Source organism: Nitrosomonas communis, assembly GCF_001007935.1.
Classification (GTDB): domain Bacteria; phylum Pseudomonadota; class Gammaproteobacteria; order Burkholderiales; family Nitrosomonadaceae; genus Nitrosomonas; species Nitrosomonas communis.
Window position 1 is genome coordinate 1,254,565 of sequence record NZ_CP011451.1, and the last position, 20,913, is coordinate 1,275,477.

The window sequence follows — 20,913 nt, forward strand, 5'->3', positions numbered from 1 at the left end:
TCTCAGGTTTATAGATTTTTTCTGAGCCAAGTAGCCGCATCCAAAGCAAAATAGGTCAAGATAGCATCTGCACCTGCGCGTTTGCATGACAACAAGGACTCCATGACACAGGCTTCTTCGTCTAACCAGCCATTCATTGCGGCTGCCTTGAGCATAGCATACTCGCCACTGACTTGGTAAACCAGTGTAGGGACGCCAAATTTATCCTTTACTCTGCGCACGATATCAAGATAAGGCAAGCCTGGTTTTACCATGACCATATCAGCGCCTTCCTGTAAATCCAGCCCAACTTCCCATAATGCCTCGTCCGAGTTGGCCGGATCCATTTGATAAGTATATTTGTTACCCGACCGCAGATTGGCGGAAGAACCTACTGCATCTCGGAATGGACCATAAAAACTGGAAGCATATTTTGCCGAATAAGCAAGAATGCGTGCATGAATAAATTTATTGCTATCCAATGCTGCACGGATAGCGGCAATCCTCCCGTCCATCATATCCGAAGGGGCAACCACATCCGCTCCTGCCTGGGCATGGACAAGCGCCTGCTGCGCCAGAACCAAAACGGTTTCATCATTCATCACATAACCATTCGCATCAATCAAACCATCTTGACCATGACTGGTATATGGATCAAGCGCTATATCAGTAATAATCCCTAGCTCTGGAAAATTCTTCTTTAACTGAGTGACAATTTGTGGCACCAGCCCCTCTGGATTAAGTGCTTCGTCTGCAGTCAAATTCTTGAGGGAAGAGTCAATCACCGGGAAAATAGCGATAGCGGGGATTCCAAGTTGTAAGCACTTCTCAGCCTGAAGCATGAGTAAATCCAGACTTAATCGCTCAACACCCGGCATAGAAACCACTTGTTCTTTTCGTTGCTTTCCGTCTAGTACAAAAACAGGATAAATTAAATCATCTGTTCGCAAATGATTTTCTCGTACCAAGCTGCGGGAGAAATCGTCACGACGTAAGCGCCGCATTCTCTTTTGTGGGAATTGACTAATAAATGACATGATTGATCATCAAAAAATAAAATATTAATATGGAACTTACTAAGAAATCTTGCCTCTTAAGGGGAGGCGATATTTTAACTCGTCTCTCGCCTTCCCTCCCTGAGGCGGGGCCTTTGATATAAGGCGATTCCCCCCGGTTTTTCCCCTTTAACCGGGGTTTTTTTTGCCTCTAATTCAATATGATGCTGATCAATCTTTGCTCCGGCTGGCCCAAACCAATCCGTTAAAATTGCGGTGGCCTCTTCAATACCATACCCCATCATGCTGGAAAAAAGCTGCACTGTACAGTGTGGATATCGTTCAGTTAAAAAATGTCTTACATTTTTCAGCACGCAAGCCGCTTGATTGCGACTCAATTTATCTGCTTTGGTTAATAGAATATGCACTGGTTTTTTTGTGAGCGAAAACCACTCCAGCATCTGGAGATCAAGCTTGGTTAAAGGGTGACGAATATCCATAATGAGCACCATGCCGTATAGCACATCACGAGTCTGCAGATAAGTGCTGAGGAGATGCTCCCAATGCTGACGGATGGCTAAAGGCACTTTGGCATAACCATAGCCAGGAAGATCAACCAGAAAGTGACTATCCCCAAGTTGAAAAAAGTTGATATGCTGGGTTCGGCCGGGTGTTTTACTGACATAAGCAAGACGACCACGTTTGGCAAGCGTATTAATGGCACTGGATTTACCCGCATTTGAACGTCCAGCAAAAGCAACCTCCAGACCAGATGCTCGAGGTAAATCTACCAAACGATTGACGGTAGTATAAAAATGGATATTTTGAAATAATGACATATACTTATTTTCTACCAAGCTATTTCAGGTTTTTCTTGGGCAATTATCTTTAATCCTTCCAGCACCAAATTATCCGCACTCATGGTAGGAATTTTAATATAAGGTAACAATAAAGCAGCGCCTCCACCGCTAATAATACAGTGGATAGTATCGCGATCCAGATAAGTGGAAAGCAATGTATACATATGGTCAAGCGTACCTGTCAATGCATGAACTATTCCGCTGTGAATAGCATCTGCCGTGTTAACCGGAAAATCTTGAAAGCGACCTTCTTTTAAAGTTAACAATGCCGTGTGGTGTGCTAATACCTGTTTCATTAATTCAAAGCCAGGCAAAATAATTCCACCCAAAAACTCTCCTCTATCAGAGAGGGTATCGACTGTCATAGCAGTCCCTACATTGACCACCAGACAGCCCTGTTGTTTCATTCTCCATGCAGCGATCAAAGCTGCCCAGCGGTCGCTACCCAATTGCGCTGGATTTGAGTAGCGATTCTTAACACCACATTGATCAGCAGCCGCTGAGATCCAATGCGGGATGGCTTTCCAAATAGCAAACAAATTTAACAGTGCCGATTCAGCTGAAGGCCCTGCCACATTGGAAACAATAATAGCGGATGGCTCCGGCACATCTCGCCAAATTTGGCTCAGCAATACACGTTGATTCTGAGTAACGCTTCCGCGCTCATGCCAGTCATTACCATTGTGTAACCCCCACTTGATAGCAGTATTACCCGAATCGATAGCTAGAAGATAAGGCATGGAATTTATTTCAGTCTAATTTACGCAGACTGATCTCGCCACCATGGAAGCTTTGCTCGCCCATTAAAGTATTTACCAGTAATGATCCATCAGGCGCAACACCACGGGCAATACCTAACTGTATAGAGCCATTTGGTAGATGCAACTCAATCAGTTTATTCTCAAAGGCATGATAACGTATCCATTCATCCTTAAATAGCGAGAAGCCCTTCTGATCAAATATATTTAATGTCGCCACCAATTCTCCCAATAAAACAGCCAACAATTTATTGCGATCAGGAACTTCCTGAACAATAGAATAGAGATCAGTCGTCTCTTGGTCTATCTTATTTTTAATATGATCAGGCAATCTTAGATTGATTCCGATACCAATAACTGCCGTAGCCGGTCCAAGCATGTCACCCTGCAACTCAATTAACACACCTCCAAGCTTGATAAACTCAAACAGCAGATCGTTAGGCCATTTTAGCGTCACACCCTTGATCCCGACTACCATTAATGCTCGAACAATTGCTACACCTATGGCTAAACTTAAGCCAGAGAGAAAATTGACCCCTCGCTGGAACTGCCACGATAACGAAAAAGTCAGACTGTCTCCTAAGCCTGTATACCATTGCCGTCCTCGGCGTCCCCGTCCCTGAGTTTGTAACTCAGCAGCAATGACATGAATTTTTCCATCATGCATGATATGGTTTCTTGTGATCTCATGCAGCAATAAAGTGTTAGTAGATTCTGTAATGTCGATGACCTGAATATGAAAGCGATCTGACTCCCCCGCAAGATGCGTCTGAATCATGGCTGTGTTCAGCCATTGCACGGGATTAAGCCAGCGATAACCACGGCCTTGAATTTTGTGAATAACCAGCCCTAATCGATCAAGATCATGCAAAGCATTTGAGATGCTGGAGCGTGACATCCCCAGAATTTGAGAAAGCTCTGTTCCTGAATGAAACTCGCCATCACTTAATCGTCTTAAAATAGCAAATGTAAGTGATTTCACATTGAGATCGATGTAAAAATTTGCGAGCATTCCCAAGAACGCTCTTATTCAGGTGAAGTGGAAAGCGAAGTAGTTGCTTGATTGGGTATTCATGCTAAGGTTTAATCTTATTCCATTTCTAGATCAAAACTGACTTTGTCGGCTTCACCTTGCCGTATGATTGATACTGTCTGCGGCTCGCCTTCGCGTCATTTTTGATTTGGAAATGGAATTCCCATGAATACCTTCATATAGTGGCGTCCCCAAGGGGATTCGAACCCCTGTACTCACCGTGAAAGGGTGATGTCCTAGGCCTCTAGACGATGGGGACCAGAATATATTTACAACGACTAGCGAGAGATACTGGTGGAGATAAGCGGGATCGAACCGCTGACCTCTTGCATGCCATGCAAGCGCTCTCCCAGCTGAGCTATACCCCCGACTGAAGGAGAAAGGATTATACTGGGACACTTGGTTATTGTAAAGTTGAAGATCAATCTGGAAAGTAAGATATTTGTTGATTTATTCGCTTAAGGGTTTCTGTTCTGCCGAGTAACTCCAATATGGCATCTATTGAAGGCGTTTGTGCCTCGCCTGTGATCACTATACGCAAAGGCATCGCTACCTTTGGTAATTTGACATTAAATGTTGCCGCTGCTTTCTTAATTTCATCCTGGATAGCCTGACGGTTCCAATCAAGCGAGTTAAATTTATCGATTAAATAAAGCAGGATGGATTTTGCCTCCGGATTGAAATACTGCGCTTTGAGGTCATAAGAGGGCTCTAGTGGGCGAAAAAAATAGACAGCCGCATCGGCAAGTTCGCTAATCGTATTGACTCTTTCTTTCAGCAGATTAATTACTTTTAATAAATATTGCTGATTTGGGATATGACAGCCGTCTTGCTCAAGAAACGGCGTCATCAATTCGGCTATATGCACCTCTTCTTTGTTTTTAAGATAGTGCTGATTCAGCCACATCAGCTTTTCCGGGTTAAACTTTGCTGGAGAACGACTTATTGTGGCTAAATCAAACCACTCAATCAACTGATCAGTACTGAATATTTCTTCATCACCATGAGACCATCCAAGTCGTGCAAGATAATTTATCATAGCCTCAGGTAAATAGCCTTCTTCATGATAATGCATCACTGAAACGGCCCCATGCCGTTTAGATAATCTTTCACCATCTGCTCCTAATATCATGGGTACATGCGCATACTGAGGTATAGGAGCGTCCAGTGCTTTAAGGATATTAATTTGCCGTGGTGTATTGTTGACATGATCATCACCACGAATGACATGACTGATGTTCATATCCAGATCATCCACTATCACACCAAAATTATAAGTCGGGATGCCATCACTTCTCAGCAGAACCAGATCATCAAGCTCGCTGTTCGCTACCACAATTTTACCCTTGACCAGATCATCAAAGACAACATGTCCCTCTGTGGGATTCTTAAAGCGGATAACTGGCTTGACTTCGGCTGGGGGGGGCTGTTTTGCATCCCGCCAACGTCCATCGTATCTTGGTTTTAACCCTGCAGCACGTTGTTGTTCTCGCAACAAATCCAGCTCCTCTTTGCTGGCGTAGCAGCGATAAGCAAGATTGTTTTGCAGCAATTGTTCAGCCACTTCATGATAACGCGCCAATCTCTGCATTTGATAAAAGGGGCCTTCATCATAATCAAGACCTAACCATGCCATCCCATCAAGGATGGCTTGCACTGATAGTTGAGTTGAGCGTTCAAGATCGGTATCTTCAATTCTTAAAATAAATTTACCGCCATGTTTACGGGCAAATGCCCAGGAAAAAAGGGCTGTCCTGGCCCCTCCAATATGAAGATAGCCTGTAGGGCTAGGTGCAAATCGTGTACGTACCATTGTGAAAATGCGATGAGTAATGTCAATTAGAAACAGAACAATGCTTGCAATTACGCAAGATAGTGTTCTGGTGGAATATATTTCTTAGCTTATATTTTTATTTTTAACAAAAAAAACCGAAATCAATACAGCTTACTGATCTTGCTTTGAGGCACCTCTAAAAATTCATATTTGCGAGCATCCACTTCGCGGATTGCCTGCTTACCCCGCTTCGCCACCATACTTCGTTGTTCACAAAAAATGTTTCCTTACCTATCAGTGATAGGCTGTGGCAACATTTTTGGTGCTCACCTTGTCTTGTTTAGATCTTTGATTTTTTAGAGGCGTCCTTTATTCTTTTATTTAATTTCAAACTATTTGCTATACTGAGCAACTTTAAAAAAAATTTCTAATAACATGAGTGAATATCTTTTTACTTCTGAATCTGTTTCTGAAGGACACCCTGACAAGGTTGCAGACCAAATATCAGATGCAGTTTTAGATGCTATATTAAGTCATGATACAAACGCACGCGTCGCCTGTGAAACAATGTGTAGCACAGGTCTAATTGTTCTATCAGGTGAAATTACAACACATGCGTCAGTCGATTACAATGTAATTGCGCGTGAAACCGTTAAAAAAATAGGTTATACCAGCTCTGAGATTGGTTTTGATTGGAATACCTGTGCTGTATTAACCGCATTTAATAGACAATCACCTGACATTGCACAAGGCGTTAACCGTAGTAAAGAAGAAGAAATGGATCAGGGTGCAGGTGATCAGGGATTAATGTTTGGTTTCGCATGTGCGGAAACCCCACAATTAATGCCGATGCCCATTTATTATGCTCATCGTTTGATGGAACGACAATCACAATTAAGAAAAACCGGGCGTTTACCCTGGTTGCGGCCTGATGCCAAATCTCAAGTATCGGTCAAATATATCGGCGGTAAGCCGCAGCGGATAGATACAGTTGTCATCTCCACTCAACATGATCCAGATATTTCTTATGCTGCCCTGAGTGAGGCAGTTATCGAAGAAATCATTAAGCCAGTACTTCCCAAAGAAATGTTGAATGGAAATACTCGGTATCTGATTAATCCGACAGGACGTTTTGTGGTCGGTGGACCGATGGGTGATTGTGGTTTAACAGGCCGCAAGATCATTGTCGATACCTATGGTGGTGCTGCGCATCATGGTGGCGGTGCTTTCTCGGGTAAAGATCCCTCTAAGGTAGACCGTTCCGCTGCTTATGCTGTACGTCATGTTGCAAAAAATATCGTGGCAGCTGGACTTGCCTCTAAATGTGAAGTCCAGGTCGCGTATGCTATTGGTGTTGCTCGACCGGTCTCTCTGATGGTTGAAACTTTTGGTACCGGGAAAATTTCAGATGAAAAGCTTGCCAAGCTAATAGAACAACATTTTGATTTGCGTCCAAGAGCCATTATCCATCAACTTAATCTGTTACGACCGATTTATACGAAAACTGCTGCCTATGGTCATTTTGGACGGGATGATCCGGATTTTACCTGGGAAGCAACGGATATGGCTGCCCAGCTTCGTGCTGATGCTGGCATTTAATTGATTTCATTTCTAGAATAAAATCGACTAGCTGAGAATTACCCCTACCTTATTTAAGTATAAGCTTAATTTTTCCTGTAGACTGAGGAGCGCTGCAACGGGCATCTATCCGTGAGGCTCAGTATATGAGGATAGCAACCTAACGGCGCTCGTTCATTTTTGGAGATGTTAACTATGAACGGCCAATCTACTGATTTGAAAATTGCTGATATTTCTCGAAGCCAATTTACTGATTACAAAGTTGCTGATATTTCCCTGGCAGAGTGGGGAAGAAAAGAAATAGCTATTGCTGAAACCGAAATGCCAGGCTTGATGGCATTGCGTCATGAATATGCAGACCAGAAACCGCTGAGAGGGGCGCGCATCGCGGGATCTTTACATATGACGATTCAGACAGCAGTATTGATTGAAACACTTGTTACTTTAGGCGCTGAGGTACGCTGGGCCTCTTGCAATATCTTTTCAACGCAAGATCATGCAGCAGCAGCCATTGCGGCAAAAAATATCCCGGTTTTTGCGTATAAAGGTGAATCACTGGAAGATTACTGGGAATATGCTCACCGTATTTTTGAATGGTCGCAAGATGGCAAAACCGGTAACGCAAATATGATTCTGGATGATGGGGGAGATGCGACCTTACTCCTAACACTTGGAAGTAAAGCCGAGAAAGAACCTTCTGTTATTGCAAATCCCACCAACGAAGAAGAGCGTGCATTGTTTGCAGCGATCAAATCACGAATTAACAGTCAACCTAACTGGTATTCTGAAAAGCTTGCCAGCATCAGAGGCGTCACGGAGGAAACGACCACAGGGGTCCATCGTTTGTATGAAATGCAAAAAAGGGAAGCTTTACCATTCCCCGCGTTTAATGTTAACGATTCAGTCACCAAATCAAAATTTGATAACTTATATGGCTGCCGGGAATCGCTAGTGGACGGTATCAAGCGTGCCACCGACGTCATGATTGCCGGGAAAATTGCAGTAATATGTGGCTATGGTGATGTGGGCAAAGGCTGCGCACAATCACTGCGGGGTTTAGGGGCCACTGTCTGGATTACTGAAATCGACCCAATCTGTGCATTGCAAGCCGCTATGGAAGGTTATCGTGTGGTAACGATGGAGGATGCATGCGATCAGGCGGATATTTTTGTGACGGCAACGGGTAATATTCGTGTGATTGGTCATGATCATATGCTGAAAATGAAAGACCAGGCTATTATTTGTAACATTGGACATTTTGATTCTGAAATCGATATTGCTTCAATTCAGCAATATCAATGGGAAAATATCAAACCGCAGGTTGATCATGTCATTTTCCCGACAGGTCGTCGGATCATTGTATTGGCACAAGGTAGGTTAGTCAACCTGGGCTGTGCAACGGGTCATCCTTCCTTCGTCATGTCCAGCTCCTTTACCAACCAGGTATTGGCGCAAATTGAGCTTTGGCAAAATGGAGAAAGTTATCAGAAAAAAGTGTATGTACTTCCTAAGCATCTGGATGAAAGAGTAGCGCGCCTACACCTTGGCAAGCTGGGTGCAAAACTGACCGAACTAACCAGCGAACAAGCGCAATACCTTAACCTGGACAAAAAGGGACCTTTCAAACCAGAAGCATATCGTTATTAATCACGGATTAAAAGCACGAGCAGTTTAAATATAATAAGATGCTTGCTTAAATCTAAAAAACTACTTTCAGGTTAAGCATGGTTTCCAATAGAGGGGGCAATCATCCATTTTAATATCTTAGTAAGATTACCCCCTTAATTTAGTAATGATCACAGATACAATAAGTTGAAATCACAGAAAGCTTTTTCGCCCACTTTTAGCTTTGAACTTTTTCCTCCACAAACTCCAGAAGGGGTAGAGAAATTACGCGCTGCGCGCCATCAGCTCTCCCAGTTTAAGCCAAAGTTTTTCTCGGTCACCTTCGGTGCAGGAGGGTCCACTCGCGATCGGACATTTGATACAGTATCAGAAATGCTGGCAGAAGGTCATCCTGTTGCGCCACACCTTTCCTGTATCGGTTCTACTCGTGAAAATATTTATTCAATCTTGAGAAAGTACCAGGAAAGCGGCATTCGCCACATCGTGGCTCTGCGTGGAGATTTACCTTCTGGAATGGCTCAACCGGGTGAATTCCGTTATGCCAATGAATTGGTAACCTTCATTCGCAAAGAATTTGGTAATACCTTCGAGATGGATGTGGCAGCTTATCCAGAATATCATCCACAGTCCCGATCTGCTCAAGAAGATTTCAGGAATTTTAGAAATAAAATAGAAGCCGGCGCAGACTCTGCAATTACGCAGTTCTTTTATAATGCAGATGCTTATTTTCATTTTGTTGATATGTGCGAGACAGCCAATCTGAATGTGCCGATTGTCCCTGGTATTATGCCTATTAACAAATTTTCTCAACTGGTTAGGTTTGCAGATAATTGTGGTACTGAAATTCCGCGCTGGATCAGAAAAAAACTGGAAGGGTATGGGGATGATATTGCGTCTATCCATGCTTTTGGGCTAGACGTGGTAACCGATTTATGTGAGCGATTACTTAAAGCAGGTGCGCCGGGACTCCATTTTTACACGCTTAACTCAGCTTTCCTGACAACAAAAATTTGGCAACGCCTTGGTTTATAGCATTATCGCTGCTCTTCACCGGAATCTTCTTAATTCGGCCATATCCATAAGTTGAAGGAAGTTATAGGCAGAAAGAATTAATATAGCACGCGAGTTGAATATTATTCTATAACACGCAATGACAACATTATATTGGCATGATTATGAGACCTTCGGCTCGGATCCCAGATGGGACCGTCCAGCTCAGTTTGCCGGTTTAAGGACTGATGAAGCACTGAATGAAATTGGCGATCCACTCGTTATCTATTGCAAACCACCCAAAGATATTTTGCCTCAACCCGATGCCTGTTTACTGACTGGCATTACGCCGCAAATAGCCGATAACCAGGGTCTCCCTGAGCCAGAATTTATTGCAAGAATTCATAACGAACTGGCACAGCCCAAGACCTGTGGTGTTGGCTACAATACATTGCGCTTTGATGATGAAGTGACGCGCTTTACCCTCTATCGGAATTTTTATGATCCTTATGGGCGTGAATGGCAACAAGGGAACTCGCGCTGGGATCTCATCGATTTGGTGCGTATGACTTATGCGCTCAGGCCGGAAGGTATTATATGGCCCAGGCATGATGGCAGACCCAGCTTTCGTCTTGAGCATCTCACAACAGCCAATAATATTCATCATGATGCTGCCCATGATGCACTATCAGATGTTAAAGCAACGATCAAGCTGGCGCGTTTGTTACATGATAGACAACCGCGTCTTTATAGCTGGTTTTTTCGACTTCGCAACAAGCATAATGCCGCTTTATTATTGGATTTAATCAATCATACCCCGGTTATCCATACTTCTCGTATGTATCCCTCAGAAACTGGCTGCACTACAGTAGTGATGCCCATGATTCAAGAGCAGGGAAACGGGAACAGTATTTTGGTTTATGATCTGCGCCATAATCCGTCCCCTTTTATGGAATTAAGTGTCGAGGAACTGGCAACGTGCTTGTTTACACCGCAATCCACATTACCTGAGGAAATGCCACGCTTGCCGGTAAAATCAGTAAAGATTAACAAGTGTCCTGCACTTGCTCCTCAGAATGTGCTTGATAAATCCATTATCTCCCGAATTAACCTTAATATAGAAGCTTGCCAGCAACATTGGCAATTGTTGCATAAAAATACCGCATTTATGCAGCGGGTAGCGCAGGCCTATTCCAGTATGGAATTTGAAGCATCTAAAGATGTCGATCTGGCGCTTTATGACAATTTTTTCAGTGAGAATGATCGCATCCTCATGTCAGCAGTGCGTAATGCTTCACCCCGGCAGCTTACGCATCATCATTTTGAGTTCCAGGATAAGCGACTTCATGAATTATTGTTTCGATATCGTGCACGTAATTGGCCAGATACTTTATCGGCAAATGAATTGCAGCGATGGAGAAATCTATGCCGTCAGCATCTTATGGAGAAAAACTGCGATAATAGCATGATTTTAACTAAATTCGCTGATAAAATTAAGGCATTACGTGACGCTCATAAAGAAAATGCTCATATTGTGCAAATATTGAACGCCATTGAAACATGGGGTAGAGAATTAGCTACAGCAAATAACATACCTTGGGATTTTTGATATAAAAGAATAACTTCCCTAGTGAATTCACATTCCTTAGAATTGCCCACTCCTCACATCATTCTCCAACAGAATCACATACAGGTTCAAACCAGGCTAGTTTTTGATGTAATCTGACCACTTCCCCGACAATAATGAGCGTTGGAGGCACCAAGTTAGCGGCCGAAGCAAGAGCAGGTAATGTTTCGAGTGAACCAATCACGACACGCTGTTTATAAGTAGTTCCCTGCTGTACAATGGCTGCAGGGGTTGATGCTGGAAGACCATGCGCAATAAGCTGCTTGCACAATACAGGTAATCCAAGCAACCCCATATAAATTACGATAGTCTGCTGTGGTCTGGCTAACACCTGCCAATCCAAATTGATGGTATTGTTTTTGAGATGGCCTGTAACGAAAATGCAGGATTGAGCATAATCGCGATGGGTAAGCGGAATACCCGCATAGGAAGCCACACCTGATGCTGCTGTAATCCCTGGTACCACCTGGAAAGGAATGTGATGCTGGGATAATGTTTCAATTTCTTCGCCACCTCGGCCAAAAATAAAAGGATCGCCTCCTTTTAGTCGAAGCACTCGCTTTCCTTCTTTGGCTAGTCTTACCAATAAATGGTTGATTGATTCTTGTGGCAAGGTATGCTGATTGCGCTCCTTCCCCGCATAGATACGCGTTGCGTCGCGTCTTACCATATCGAGTATGGCTGGAGATACTAAGCGGTCGTATACGACAACATCAGCTTGCTGCATCAAGCGCATGGCACGAAAAGTCAGTAAATCAGAATTACCTGGCCCGGCACCTACCAAATAGACTTCTCCCCAAAGTGGTTCGTTTGTTTCGTGCTCAAGAGAACTTAATAAAAATGCTTCTGCCTCCCGATTTTTTCCCGAAAAAACCATTTCAGCAAATGGACCTTGTAACACTTTTTCCCAGAATAAGCGACGCTTCTTGGGAGAACTGAAACGGTGCTTGACATGCTCACGGAATTTACCAGCATAATAAGCCAAACGGCCATAAGCTTCTGGTATCAAAGTTTCCAGCTGTGCGCGTAACAACCTTGCTAGTACTGGTGATGTTCCCCCACTAGAAATGGCGATGAGAATAGGTGAACGATTGAGTATCGATGGCATGATAAATGAACACAATGCGGGATTATCAGCGATATTAACTGGTATACCCAGTCCATTCGCGGCTTCAGAAACATATTGATTGATTGAGCGTTCATTCGTTGCAGCAAACACCAGCACCACATCTTTCAGCTGCACGGGGTCAAAAGTTTCTGCATGATAAATAATGCTGCCTCGTTGGAGAAGATTATTTAGTTCATCATTAAGATGTGGCGATACGACTCTGACTTGTGCCCCCGCTTTCAATAATAATATCGTCTTCCTGGCTGCAACCTCTCCCCCACCTACGACGAGGCAGTTACGGTCTTTAATATTAAGAAAAATGGGTAGAAAATCCATAGAACTGAGGAATTTTTCATTTTGATTATTGCTTGTTATAACGTGCTCATATTTCGTATATTAAAATTTCTTGAACTTTAATTTCCTCTGATAAACAGATTTAATAGCGATAGATTAATTAACAATATACTCAAAGAGTTATTCCATTTGCAAATCAAAACTGGAGTTGGCACTATAACAAAAATGATAATTTTGAAAATAACTGATTTAAAAGCGAATCTCTTTACCCCAAATCAGATCTGCAGATTATTGAGATAGCGTTATAAAGCTTAAACAGGAAAATAATTTATAAATAAGGTATAGAATAATGGCAAACTATTGCTGATTGAATAACCAATTGATTTATTAGCCAATCATACTTATGGTGATCAAAAACTGCAATTTATTGGTCATCAATCAGCAAGTCCTTCATATTAGTTTAATAATAAATTCTTTATAAAATATTCAGCATTACTGAATATAGGTGCTGAGGTAAGATTCTTCACTATTGCAGCTCTCTTCTATTGTAAATTAGCAGCATGCTGAACCGCAGTAGCAATCTGTTCTGCCCAATGATCAACTTTCTGCTTCATCCTGCCTTCCACCATTACTCTGATCAGTGGTTCAGTCCCAGATGCACGCAGCAATATTCTTCCATCGTTTCCAAGATCACTTTCTGCCTGCTGTGTAGATGAGTTAATCGTTAAGTCATTACGGAAATCGAAGCCTTTGGGAACATTCACATTAATCAATCGTTGCGGAAATAGTACCATATCTTGCGTAAACTCCGCCAATGTCAAAGAAGTATCACGTAATGCATACAAAACTTGCAGCGCAGTAATGATGCCATCACCAGTCGTATGCCTGTCGAGACATAGAATATGCCCGGATCCTTCTCCACCTAATTGCCAGTTATTCTTTATCAGTAATTCAAGCACATGACGATCCCCAACGCGTGCTCTCTTAAAAGGAATATTAAGCTCCCCAAAAGCTTTCTCAATAGCAAGGTTGGTCATCAATGTGCCGACCACCCCCCCTTTCAGAATATTTTTTTGCTTACGATGTTTAGCAATAATATAGAGCAACATATCTCCATCATAGACAATTCCCTCTTTATCGACCATTAAGGCGCGATCACCATCCCCATCCAGTGCAATACCAAGGTCAGCTTCATGTTGTATAACTGCATTCTGTAACGCTGCAATATGTGTCGCTCCGCATTCATGATTGATATTGAAACCATCTGGTTTCGCACAAATCGTGATGACATCTGCTCCTAGCTCGAGCATCACGTGCCCAGCAATATGATAGGTAGCACCGTGAGCACAATCAACCACGATACGCAAACCACGAAGGTCAAGATCATAAGGAAAAGTACCTTTACAAAACTCGATATAACGGCCTGTTGCATCTTTAAGACGCTGCACTTTCCCAAGCCCTGCTGAAGGCATGGTTTGAATTGGGTTATTTAATCCCGCCTCAATTTCAATTTCTATGTCATCCGGCAGTTTGGTCCCTCCTGATGAAAAAAACTTGAAGCCATTGTCTTCAAAGGGATTATGTGATGCCGAAATAACAATTCCAGCTTGTAAACGAAGAGCTCGAGTTAGATAAGCAATAGCAGAAGTAGGTAATGGTCCGGATAATAACACATCGACCCCAGCAGCAGAGAACCCTGCTTCTAGAGCAGATTCAAGCATATAGCCTGATACCCGGGTGTCTTTTCCTATTAAAACTGTAGGTCGTTCTCCTTTTGCAAGGTGCCAATCAGTGGTCGCTATTATTCTTCCAGCTGAATAACCAAGGTGCATGATAAATTCAGGCGTAATGGGGAATTCACCGACTCTTCCCCGAATCCCATCGGTACCAAAGTACTTCTTATCCATTTTGTGAATTAACTCCTTGAAGTTTGAGATTAATTATTAGCAATACTCTTCATTAACTAATGCATTATGAATCATAATAGCGTCTTTTGTAGCCTTAACATCATGTACACGTAGAATTTTGGCCCCTTTGGTCACAGCAAACAAGGCTGCTGCCACGCTAGCATGAACTCGGTTATCCACATTATTTCCTGTAATCGTTCCCAACATAGATTTTCGCGAAAGTCCTACCAAGACAGGTACATTTATCTGCACAAATTGATCAAGATGCCTGAGTAGCTCAAGATTATGTTTGAGCGTTTTACCAAAACCAAACCCAGGATCTATGATGAGACGATGGTATGGAATACCACTTGAAATTGCAATATCAATACGATGCTGGAGAAAGCTTTTAACTTCAGAAACCACATCAACATAATGAGGGCTGTTTTGCATACTTCTTGGGTTACCCTGCATATGCATTAAACAGATAGTTGCCTTGCTTCTTGCAGCAATTTCGATTGCACCTGGTGCTTGCAAGGCATTCACATCATTTATTATGGAAGCACCCGCGCTTATTGCAGCTTGCATGACTTCAGGCTTAGAGGTATCGACAGAGATGGGAATATTTTTTTGAGATAGAATCTCTACTACAGGTATTACTCGGCGTAGTTCTTCTTCAAGAGTAGTGCCTAAACTTCCAGGTCGCGTTGATTCTCCTCCAATATCTAATATATCTGCGCCTTCTTTAATTAAGCGCTCAGCAAGCTCAAGAGCCTTATCTGTTGTTGCGTAGAGACCGTGATCAGAAAAAGAATCAGATGTTACATTGATAATCCCCATTATATATGGGCCATCAATCAGTTTTAGTTGTTGCAATTGGCTCATTATAAAAATAACAAAACTGGGCAACCTAGCAAAATATCAACAGAAATATACCATGTTGATAAAAATATGGCCTGCGTATCAATTAATACGCAGGCCATATTGAATCGGGAAAAACTATTATGGGTTACACTTCAGCTTCTTGTGCCGGTGTTTCAGTTGCAACCGTTCCTGCCGGTTGCTTACTTTCTTTCTCCTTAACTGAAGCTGGAGATTGTGGTGATTGAGGTGGCCGTGGTGGCCGTCCATCCATAATATCTTTGATTTGCTCGCTATCGATCGTTTCCCACTCAAGCAGGGCTTTAGTCATAGCTTCTACTTTATCCCTATTCTCTTCTATAAGTTTACGAGCAAGCGCATACTGTTCATCAACGATACGACGAATTTCCATATCAACTTTCTGCATAGTTGCTTCACTTACATTTTTATGAGTAGTTACCGATCGCCCAAGGAATACTTCGCTTTCATTTTCACCGTAAACCATCGGTCCCAGTGTATCTGACATACCCCATTGAGTTACCATTCTTCTAGCCGTTTCAGTGGCACGCTCAAAGTCGTTGGAAGCACCTGTCGTCATTTGATTCATAAATATCTCTTCTGCGATACGCCCACCAAACATGACCGCGATAGTTTGTAGAATCTGGTCACGATCCATACTATATCTATCCTCCGCTGGTAACTGCATCGTCACACCCAGTGCTCGTCCACGAGGAATGATTGAAACTTTGTGCACTGGATCAGTTTTTGGTAAAAGATAAGCAACCACAGCATGCCCCGATTCATGATAAGCAGTATTACGACGCTCATTTTCAGGCATTACGACCGAGCGTCGCTCAGTACCCATGAGGATCTTATCTTTTGCGCGTTCAAAATCCTCCATATCCACTAAACGTTTGTTAGCCCGTGCCGCAAACAATGCTGCTTCGTTAACCAGATTGGCAAGATCTGCACCTGACATACCAGGGGTTCCCCTTGCAATTACATCCGCATGAACATTCGGAGAGATGGGCACCTTTCTCATATGAACCTGAAGAATTTGCTCACGACCTCGAATATCAGGAAGTGGCACAGTAACTTGCCGATCAAAACGACCTGGACGCAATAAAGCGGGATCAAGCACATCAGGACGATTGGTTGCTGCAATCACGATTACACCCATATTGCCTTCAAAACCATCCATCTCTACCAGCAATTGATTCAGTGTTTGCTCACGTTCATCATTACCACCCCCTAGACCAGCGCCGCGTTGCCGACCAACTGCATCAATCTCATCAATAAAAATAATGCAGGGTGCATGCTTCTTAGCCTGCTCAAACATGTCTCTTACCCTGGATGCACCAACACCCACGAACATCTCGACAAAATCAGAACCCGAAATACTGAAAAAAGGAACTTTCGCTTCTCCTGCTATAGCCCGAGCTAATAGTGTTTTTCCAGTTCCTGGATTACCTACCATGAGCACACCTCGCGGGATACGCCCACCTAATTTTTGGAATTTTGTAGGATCCCTCAGAAATTCGACCAATTCGGCTACTTCTTCTTTTGCTTCTTCGCAACCTGCAACATCTGCAAAGGTCACATGATTACTATTTTTGTCCAACATCCTGGCTTTACTTTTACCAAAAGAAAATGCTCCGCCACTTCGCCCACCGCCTTGCATTTGACGCATGAAGAAAATCCATACTGCAATCAGCAATAGCATAGGGAACCATGAAACAAAAATACTCATGAGCATAGAGGGCTCCTCTTCTGGCTTAGCTTCGACGATCACCCCTGCTCTGAGCAGGTCACTGACTAACCACGGATCTGACGGGGCATAAGTTATAAATTGCCGACCATCTGATTTAGTACCTTTAAGTGTGCGCCCATCAATAATCACTTTCGCAATCCTGCCTTGATTCATTTCATTGATGAACTGAGAGTACTCCAGCGGCGCCTGTAATGATTGACGTACAGTGAATTGATTGAATACGGTCATTAGCACCAACGCAATCACCAGCCAAATAGCCATATTTTTAATTAAATTATTCATGACAGCTCCTTGGTTTGCAGCTTAATAATGTACCAGAATATTAAGTTTCTCATTCTAATCCTATTTTGTAATATTTGTGACAAAACCGGTTATTTGAAAATATCTGATTGAATAAAATTTAATATCCGCCATTTAATTAACAAAACGTATATTCAGTCTAACAGATTTTTTCTAACCCTAATAAATATAGTTCGCTACTTCGATCTCGTGACGCCTTGGGTTTACGAACAACCACCTTTTTAAAGCTTGCTCGCATATCCTTCAGATATTGATCGAAATTACTCCCTTGAAAAAATTTGACAAGAAAATTGCCACCAGGGTTCAATTGTTCCCTGGAGAACACCAATGCCAATTCAGCAAGATAAGAACTACGTGCATGGTCACTGACTCCAATACCAGCTATATTGGGTGACATATCTGAAATCACAAGATCTATCGAACAATTTCCAAGACAAGTTTTAAATTCTCTCAGAATCGCTTCTTCGCTGAAATCACCCTGAATAAAAGTAACACCTCTCAAGGAAGGCATCTCGAGTATATCCAGCGCAAAAACTTTCCCATTTTTTCCTATTTTTTCAATGGCTACTTGTGACCAGCCACCAGGTGCTGCTCCTAAATCTATAACCGTCATTCCAGGTTTAAAAAGTTGATCTCGCTCAGCTATTTCTTTTAATTTATAGGCTGCTCTTGAGCGGTAACCTTCTTTTCTTGCTTGTTTAACAAAAAAGTCATTAACATGTTCTTTCATCCATGCTTTACTAGTTTTAGCAGACTTCATCAAGTAGTAAAATATAATTTTAGGAAAAATTTATTCTATGTTGAAACTTAATAGCTCCCAACGCCGATCGCTTGCTGCGCGAGCTCATCACATTAACCCAATCGTGATGATAGGTAAAGACGGTCTATCAGCAGGCGTAATGAGCGAACTCGATAAAGGGCTTTCAAACCACGAACTCATCAAAATTAAAATATTGAATGGAGATAGGAAAGCGAGAGCCTTGTTGCTAGAAGAAATCTGCCAGCAATTGGAAGCCTTTCCGGTCAATCATATCGGCAAAATTCTAGTAATTTATCGTCCAGAAACCGAAGGAAAGGAACCTGCCTGCTAAGCCTTGTCTCAAAAAATTACCTTAATCACAAAGGCATCTTTCAAGAAACAAATGTAACACAATGGTTTTACAGCAAATATTAAGTAGCCTCAGGAACAGGGGTAAGATTAAACCCCAGCTTCCGAGCGCGAACAGTCAGATGATGCAACACGCGTTGACGATATCGCTCCTCATAGTACTCCTGCCCTTTATCGACGTACTCGGTTCCTTTCGTTAGCATCGTGTAGATCAAGCGCGCCAGTTTGTGTGCTGTCGCTGTGATTGCCTTTGCCTTGTCGAGTCTGCCACATAATCTTCTGTAATAGGCACCCAGTGCAGACTGGCTGGATTTCAATGAAACTGCCGCCATGCGCAGTGCCTGAGCCGCACGGTTCGCTGTGCGCTTGCTTGCCCCCGATAGCACTTTTCCGCCCGATATCTTTGTTCCAGGACACAACCCAAGCCACGAGGCAAACTGCTTCGCACTCTTGAACCTGCTCATGTCAGCGCCCACTTCACTCAGGACTTTCATCGCAGTCGTCACTTCGATGCCGTCAATTCGCGTCAAATCAACCCCACACATGCCAATCAGATGGGCACGCAAATCAAATTTGGGAGCGTTCTTGACATTGGAGCGGCGCTTCTTCTGGCAGATCTCTACCTTGTGCACCTGAAGTGCCGCCAGCATGGTTTCAAGCTGCCGGTCACATTCGGTGAGTCGTTCGCTGTAGGCGTCATAGAGTGACATCGCTTGCTTGAGTGCAAACAGGTGTTCTTCCCGCCAATTCCCGATTAACGATTTCTCAATCTCGTCTTTGCCAGCCCGGATGCGATTGCTCTTGAGATTCGCCAGGATGTGCCCATCTCTCTCACCAGTAATGATGGCACGAACGATCTTTTGACCGGTTTCGCCCACAATATCCGAAATCACGTTCGCCAATTGTATGTTCATTTGCGCCAGAGCCTTTTGCATATGTTGCACATGTCGCGCCTGATAACGGATCAGCATATCGCGTTGACGAGATATGGCTCGTAGTGCACATATCTCATCTTTCGGACGGAATGCGCCAGACAACAACCCAAAGCTCATCAGTTGCTGTAACCATTGGCAGTCCAGTACATCCGACTTCCGGCCAGAAACATTTCTAACGTGCCGCGCATTTACTAGATACACAGTCAGCCCGCGCGACTCCAAAAGTTCATACAGTGGAATCCAGTATACCCCCGTCGATTCCATTGCCACAGTGTCAATTTCACAGGCCTCTAACCAGTCCGCTAAACCATTCAGGTCTGCGGTGAAACTCTTGAATTCCCTTACCGGCTTGTTATCTCGATCCGGCGGTACCGCCACAAAATGGCTCGCAGAGCCAATATCAATCCCCGCTGCATTCGGATGGATTAACTCCAATTTACTTCGCTTGAACTTTGCCATGACATCCTCCATTATCTCTATTGGAATGTCGCGCTGGTTCAGGTACGTCGTTGTACTCACTCTTTCAAACGGGATGTCCGTTGCCACGGACTCACCAATGTCGCCGACGTGACCCATGACCACGCTAAAAAACGGGCGGATTAGCACCAGTGATGTGTCGGTCTTCTCCAGCGCGACATTCCAACTTTACTCCTCAAGCTCTGACGCCGCTTGTTTCTTCTGCGCGCCTTGCCGCCTCTAGCGGATTACTACGCTAAAAATCCATATTTGATAGCGAGCATCCGCTTCGCGGATTGCCTGCTTACCCCGTTTCGTCACAATACTTCGTTATTCACCAACAATGTTTCCTTACCTATCAGTTATAGGCTGCGTCAACATTTTTTGTTCTCGCCTTGTCTTGTTTAGAACTCCGAATTTTTAGAGGTGCCGACAAGAAATTAATCTTTATTCTTCTAGCAGGAATTAATCAATATTCTAAATATATTTTACATCTAGAATTTCATATTCCCTGATACCGCCTGGTGCTTCTACTACTGCGATATCACCCGCATACTTACCAATCAAGGCGCGAGAAATTGGAGAACTGATAGAAATTTTTCCTTCTTTAATATCAGCCTCGTCATCTCCTACGATTTGGTAGGTTACTGCCACATCACTGTCCATATCCTTAAGATCGATCGTCGCACCAAAAACACAGGCACCATCCGCATTTAGCAGTGTAGGGTTGATAATCTGAGCGTTTGAAAGCTTGGCCTCCAGTTCAGCAATACGTCCTTCAATAAACCCTTGCTTTTCCTTTGCCGCTTCATATTCAGCATTCTCAGAAAGATCACCATGTGCACGTGCTTCTGCAATAGCGGCAATAACAGCAGGGCGCTGGACAGTTTTCATCTCATGTAATTCTGCACGCAGTTTTTCTGCGCCTCTCACGGTTAAGGGAACTGGACTCATAATACTTTTCCACCTTTTAT

At 43.3% G+C, this 20,913-nt stretch carries 17 protein-coding genes, 2 tRNA genes and 1 riboswitch; of the genes, 5 read left to right on the forward strand and 14 right to left on the reverse strand.

Annotated elements, in window-relative coordinates:
* Nucleotides 1-8 precede the first annotated feature (8 nt).
* From hemB to gltX, 7 genes are all read right to left on the reverse strand, one after another.
* Nucleotides 9-1,016: a porphobilinogen synthase gene (gene hemB / locus AAW31_RS05700; RefSeq protein WP_046849504.1), complete on the reverse strand. Its 1,008-nt coding sequence runs from the start codon at nucleotides 1,014-1,016 to the stop codon at nucleotides 9-11.
* A 74-nt stretch (nucleotides 1,017-1,090) separates the two neighbouring features.
* On the reverse strand, nucleotides 1,091-1,813 hold the full coding sequence (gene yihA, locus AAW31_RS05705; protein ID WP_046849505.1) for a ribosome biogenesis GTP-binding protein YihA/YsxC: 723 nt from the start codon (nucleotides 1,811-1,813) through the stop codon (nucleotides 1,091-1,093).
* An 11-nt stretch (nucleotides 1,814-1,824) separates the two neighbouring features.
* Complete coding sequence (locus AAW31_RS05710; protein ID WP_046849506.1) at nucleotides 1,825-2,574, reverse strand: type III pantothenate kinase; 750 nt, start codon at nucleotides 2,572-2,574, stop codon at nucleotides 1,825-1,827.
* Nucleotides 2,575-2,584: 10 nt separating this feature from the next.
* Nucleotides 2,585-3,604, reverse strand: coding sequence for a biotin--[acetyl-CoA-carboxylase] ligase (locus tag AAW31_RS05715; RefSeq protein ID WP_046849507.1), 1,020 nt, complete (start codon nucleotides 3,602-3,604; stop codon nucleotides 2,585-2,587).
* A gap of 204 nt (nucleotides 3,605-3,808) precedes the next feature.
* Nucleotides 3,809-3,884 (reverse strand) — tRNA-Glu (locus tag AAW31_RS05720).
* Nucleotides 3,885-3,917: 33 nt separating this feature from the next.
* Nucleotides 3,918-3,993: transfer RNA gene (locus AAW31_RS05725), tRNA-Ala, on the reverse strand.
* A 53-nt stretch (nucleotides 3,994-4,046) separates the two neighbouring features.
* Nucleotides 4,047-5,438: a glutamate--tRNA ligase gene (gltX, locus tag AAW31_RS05730; RefSeq protein WP_046849508.1), complete on the reverse strand. Its 1,392-nt coding sequence runs from the start codon at nucleotides 5,436-5,438 to the stop codon at nucleotides 4,047-4,049.
* A 396-nt stretch (nucleotides 5,439-5,834) separates the two neighbouring features.
* Between gltX and metK the strand changes: the two genes are divergently transcribed.
* The 4 genes from metK to sbcB all read left to right on the forward strand — a co-directional run bounded on the left by metK (nucleotide 5,835) and on the right by sbcB (nucleotide 11,202).
* Complete coding sequence (metK, locus tag AAW31_RS05735; RefSeq protein ID WP_046849509.1) at nucleotides 5,835-6,998, forward strand: methionine adenosyltransferase; 1,164 nt, start codon at nucleotides 5,835-5,837, stop codon at nucleotides 6,996-6,998.
* Between the two features lie 78 nt (nucleotides 6,999-7,076).
* A riboswitch (S-adenosyl-L-homocysteine riboswitch) is annotated at nucleotides 7,077-7,156 on the forward strand.
* A 16-nt stretch (nucleotides 7,157-7,172) separates the two neighbouring features.
* Entirely contained in the window at nucleotides 7,173-8,624 is a 1,452-nt protein-coding gene (gene ahcY, locus AAW31_RS05740) for an adenosylhomocysteinase (RefSeq protein ID WP_046849510.1), read from the forward strand.
* A 165-nt stretch (nucleotides 8,625-8,789) separates the two neighbouring features.
* Nucleotides 8,790-9,635 (forward strand): methylenetetrahydrofolate reductase [NAD(P)H], encoded by an 846-nt coding sequence (gene metF, locus AAW31_RS05745; RefSeq protein ID WP_046849511.1) that lies wholly within the window; start codon nucleotides 8,790-8,792, stop codon nucleotides 9,633-9,635.
* A 118-nt stretch (nucleotides 9,636-9,753) separates the two neighbouring features.
* Entirely contained in the window at nucleotides 9,754-11,202 is a 1,449-nt protein-coding gene (gene sbcB, locus AAW31_RS05750; protein WP_046849512.1) for an exodeoxyribonuclease I, read from the forward strand.
* A 58-nt stretch (nucleotides 11,203-11,260) separates the two neighbouring features.
* Here sbcB and cysG read toward each other — a convergent pair whose 3' ends face one another.
* The 5 genes from cysG to AAW31_RS05775 all read right to left on the reverse strand — a co-directional run bounded on the left by cysG (nucleotide 11,261) and on the right by AAW31_RS05775 (nucleotide 18,200).
* Nucleotides 11,261-12,664, reverse strand: a complete 1,404-nt coding sequence (gene cysG, locus AAW31_RS05755) for a siroheme synthase CysG (RefSeq protein WP_046849513.1) — start codon at nucleotides 12,662-12,664, stop codon at nucleotides 11,261-11,263.
* Nucleotides 12,665-13,164: 500 nt separating this feature from the next.
* Nucleotides 13,165-14,529 carry a phosphoglucosamine mutase gene (gene glmM, locus AAW31_RS05760; RefSeq protein WP_046849514.1) on the reverse strand — a complete coding sequence of 455 codons (1,365 nt, stop codon included), beginning with the start codon at nucleotides 14,527-14,529 and terminating at the stop codon, nucleotides 13,165-13,167.
* 36 nt (nucleotides 14,530-14,565) lie between these two features.
* On the reverse strand, nucleotides 14,566-15,393 hold the full coding sequence (gene folP / locus AAW31_RS05765; protein ID WP_046849515.1) for a dihydropteroate synthase: 828 nt from the start codon (nucleotides 15,391-15,393) through the stop codon (nucleotides 14,566-14,568).
* Nucleotides 15,394-15,517: 124 nt separating this feature from the next.
* Nucleotides 15,518-17,422 (reverse strand): ATP-dependent zinc metalloprotease FtsH, encoded by a 1,905-nt coding sequence (ftsH, locus tag AAW31_RS05770; protein ID WP_046849516.1) that lies wholly within the window; start codon nucleotides 17,420-17,422, stop codon nucleotides 15,518-15,520.
* 157 nt (nucleotides 17,423-17,579) lie between these two features.
* The gene (locus AAW31_RS05775; RefSeq protein WP_046849517.1) at nucleotides 17,580-18,200 is read right to left on the reverse strand and encodes an RlmE family RNA methyltransferase; all 621 of its coding nucleotides are present in this window, start codon (nucleotides 18,198-18,200) and stop codon (nucleotides 17,580-17,582) included.
* Nucleotides 18,201-18,237: 37 nt separating this feature from the next.
* Here AAW31_RS05775 and yhbY point away from each other — a divergent pair, with 37 nt between their 5' ends.
* A complete protein-coding gene (gene yhbY / locus AAW31_RS05780) occupies nucleotides 18,238-18,531 on the forward strand; it encodes a ribosome assembly RNA-binding protein YhbY (RefSeq protein WP_046849518.1) in 294 nt (97 codons plus the stop codon).
* A 79-nt stretch (nucleotides 18,532-18,610) separates the two neighbouring features.
* Here the strand turns inward: yhbY and AAW31_RS05785 are convergent, their stop codons facing one another.
* Nucleotides 18,611-19,942, reverse strand: a complete 1,332-nt coding sequence (locus AAW31_RS05785; RefSeq protein ID WP_046848944.1) for an IS110 family RNA-guided transposase — start codon at nucleotides 19,940-19,942, stop codon at nucleotides 18,611-18,613.
* 474 nt (nucleotides 19,943-20,416) lie between these two features.
* Nucleotides 20,417-20,893, reverse strand: a complete 477-nt coding sequence (gene greA / locus AAW31_RS05790; protein WP_046849519.1) for a transcription elongation factor GreA — start codon at nucleotides 20,891-20,893, stop codon at nucleotides 20,417-20,419.
* Between the last annotated feature and the right edge of the window lie 20 nt (nucleotides 20,894-20,913).